Below are 2,460 nucleotides of genomic sequence, written 5' to 3'. Positions count from 1 at the left end.
GTTTAAATACAGGGCGGTTAAGTCAAAAACTTCTGTGTTGCCTGCGAGATCGATGGCCGCTTGGTTGGCGGGAACAAATTTCATGTTCTCGGCAACCATACCTTGCGTGGCACCATATGGCCCAGGCGGGTAGGTGAAGTTTTCCATGCAGCCGTCTACATTTATGGTGCAGCTTTCTGGGTCACAAGCCAGTGCTCCACCGCCAAATTCACCGAAGCTTGGAATCGCGGAGCAGCCTTTGAGTTGAAAGTGGTTCGAGTCGCAGCCTTCGCCGTCTTCCATGTAACCATTGCCGCAGCTAGGGGCCCAGCCGACATCCTTGGCTTCTAGCTGGCAAGATGAGGCTTGTGTCTGGTAATCGGCTGCTGTGGTATCGAGTTGCACACATTCGGCCGATGGGCTCACGCCGCAGGCGGCCAATACAGTTGTAAGGGCGATTGTAAATACGGTTAGTAGCTTGGTTCTGAGCACCACTTCTCTCCTCTGGCTAAGCCATCGTTCGCTCGTTTCAAGGGCTGTGTCCCCGAGCGTTGCGTTGATGGGCTGAGTATTACCATTTTACGAGGCATTGCCCAGGGTGGATAGCCATTTAGTGGTAGGCAATTGGATCCTGTTGACATTCAGTCGCTTACATCAGCGTAAGTGGGCTCATCGGGCATCTTCCCAGAAGCTCTAAAAGTATATTAAAAATAGATGCTTGTGGATTTTGAGTCGGCCGTTTTTCGGAGGATTGAGACCCTGTACGATGGGGTTAACCTAGCAATTATTCTGCCAGCCACATTAAGGTAATCCACATGGGCGCCGCTGTGTTTTTGGGATCTTTGACAATTCCAATCCCGACTCTCTTGAAGCTCGCCAATCGGTGTTCAGCTTGGAGAACGACGTCAACGGTGGTGGAGTGATAAATCCCCATGGCAGAGTCGGCTTTGCCCGAGGGATCGAGAACCCATTCTTCAACATCCGCATCCCAGCTTTCGGGGCTCTTACCTTCATGCTCCCGGGCAACCCGCTGGCTGTGTTTTTGAGCCAGAGCATCAAGCTTTGTGTCGGCAGGGAGTTGCTCGAGGCCAAGTCGTCGACGCTCTTGATTGAGCCTCTCTCGGGTGAGCTGGCGTAGGGTTTGAGTGTCGGCTGTTTCTTCTTGTTTTACCAAAACAGCAACCGCAAGCATGGAGCCATCTGGGTTGTCGAGATTTTCAGAGATACCAACTCCAAAGGTGGTGATGTCGGGTGAGAGGAGATTGGCACGGTGTGATGGACTGTTCATCCATTCTTGCATGATGTCGTCGGGCCCGGTGGCCGAGGCGATATTTTCTAAAGCCACCACATAAGAGACCTGAAATTCAGAGAGCCGGTGGGTGACGTCCCCGGTGCGAGCAGACACATGTGCGAAGAACTGGTGGTCTCGCATATCTTCGGCATGGGCTCTCGCAATTTGAGCCAAAAGGCTACTGTGCGCCGGAAGATTTAAGCCCTGCGCTTTACGGGCACCGAGAATTAAAGATGCCAATGCTGGCTCCGATTCCATGGTCTCATCAAGTTCGCTCTTGAGCGTTTGTGTTGGCGCCCACGGGGTGTGTTCTATCCCCAGAGGAAAAAGTGCGGCCACCTCGGGCCCCTTGCCGCGATTCACTATAATTTGCGCCTGCATCACGCCCGATTGTGGGCCTACCATAATGGGCAGCTGGAATTTTCGGTCGACGATTTGGAGGTTTTGCTTAAGCACTTTACCGCTCGGCATGGTCAATGCGATTTCAAGAGCTTGAATATCGCGAGCGGGACCCTTTTGAAAAAAGCGACCTCTTAGGTATGCGGTTTGCTCGGTGCGGGCATAGGAGCGAATGGGGCTAAGTTTGACGAGGCGACGGGAAAGCACCAGCGCGGTGGTGACAATTTTATCTTTGCGAATGATGGCGACGCCAAGGTGGGTCATATCTACATGGCTTAAGGAACGGTTTAACTCCTCCAGGAGGGCTGCGATGCTGTCTCTGCTGTCTTTACCTTGGGTGATCACGTGCGCGATTTGGCCATCGGTTAGGCCTTGCCGGTAGGCGATGCGTCGAAGCTCGTGATGGTCGATAGGAGGTATGTTGCTTGCTGTGAGCCGTGCCATGGCTTTGGCTACTTTTCCAAGGCGTGGGTCGTAGCGAAGGCGCTGCTTTTTATCCTTCGACCAAGTACGAACGGCGTGGAAGACCTTACGCTCATATTTGCTGAGTTTTGCCCCAGGAATATGCCGCTCATAAGCGGGGTAACGAATGGGTTTGGCTTCGGTATTTTGGGGAAGAGCGGTCACGCAAAGCGCTAGGAGAAGACTCCAAAGCCAGTATGTGCGCGGGGGTTTCATCGGTGATTCACAACCATCTTCAAGAATGTAGATGGTGCTCAGGAGAGGACTCGAACCTCCACGGGGTTGCCCCCACTGGCACCTGAAGCCAGCGCGTCTACCAATTCCGCCAC

At 53.3% G+C, this 2,460-nt stretch carries 2 protein-coding genes and 1 tRNA gene; all 3 read right to left on the bottom strand.

Features of this window, described 5'->3' with window-relative positions; genetic code table 11:
* The coding region (locus tag HOK28_21345) for a hypothetical protein (protein ID MBT6435653.1) at window positions 1–471 on the bottom strand (471 nt) is incomplete at its 3' end.
* A 292-nt stretch (window positions 472–763) separates the two neighbouring features.
* Window positions 764–2,347 carry a hypothetical protein gene (locus tag HOK28_21340; GenBank protein ID MBT6435652.1) on the bottom strand — a complete coding sequence of 528 codons (1,584 nt, stop codon included), beginning with the start codon at window positions 2,345–2,347 and terminating at the stop codon, window positions 764–766.
* Between the two features lie 32 nt (window positions 2,348–2,379).
* A tRNA-Leu gene (locus HOK28_21335) sits at window positions 2,380–2,460 on the bottom strand.

It is taken from the genome of Deltaproteobacteria bacterium, from assembly GCA_018668695.1.
In the GTDB taxonomy this organism is placed as follows: domain Bacteria; phylum Myxococcota; class XYA12-FULL-58-9; order XYA12-FULL-58-9; family JABJBS01; genus JABJBS01.
Note: the sequence above shows the minus strand (reverse complement) of the source record. Positions and strands in the feature narration are given on the sequence as shown.

What these genes read in the sequence shown, in the direction of transcription:
- HOK28_21340 (MBT6435652.1), bottom strand. Translation starts at nt 2,347, where the DNA reads ATGAAACCCCCGCGCACATACTGGCTTTGGAGTCTTCTCCTAGCGCTT.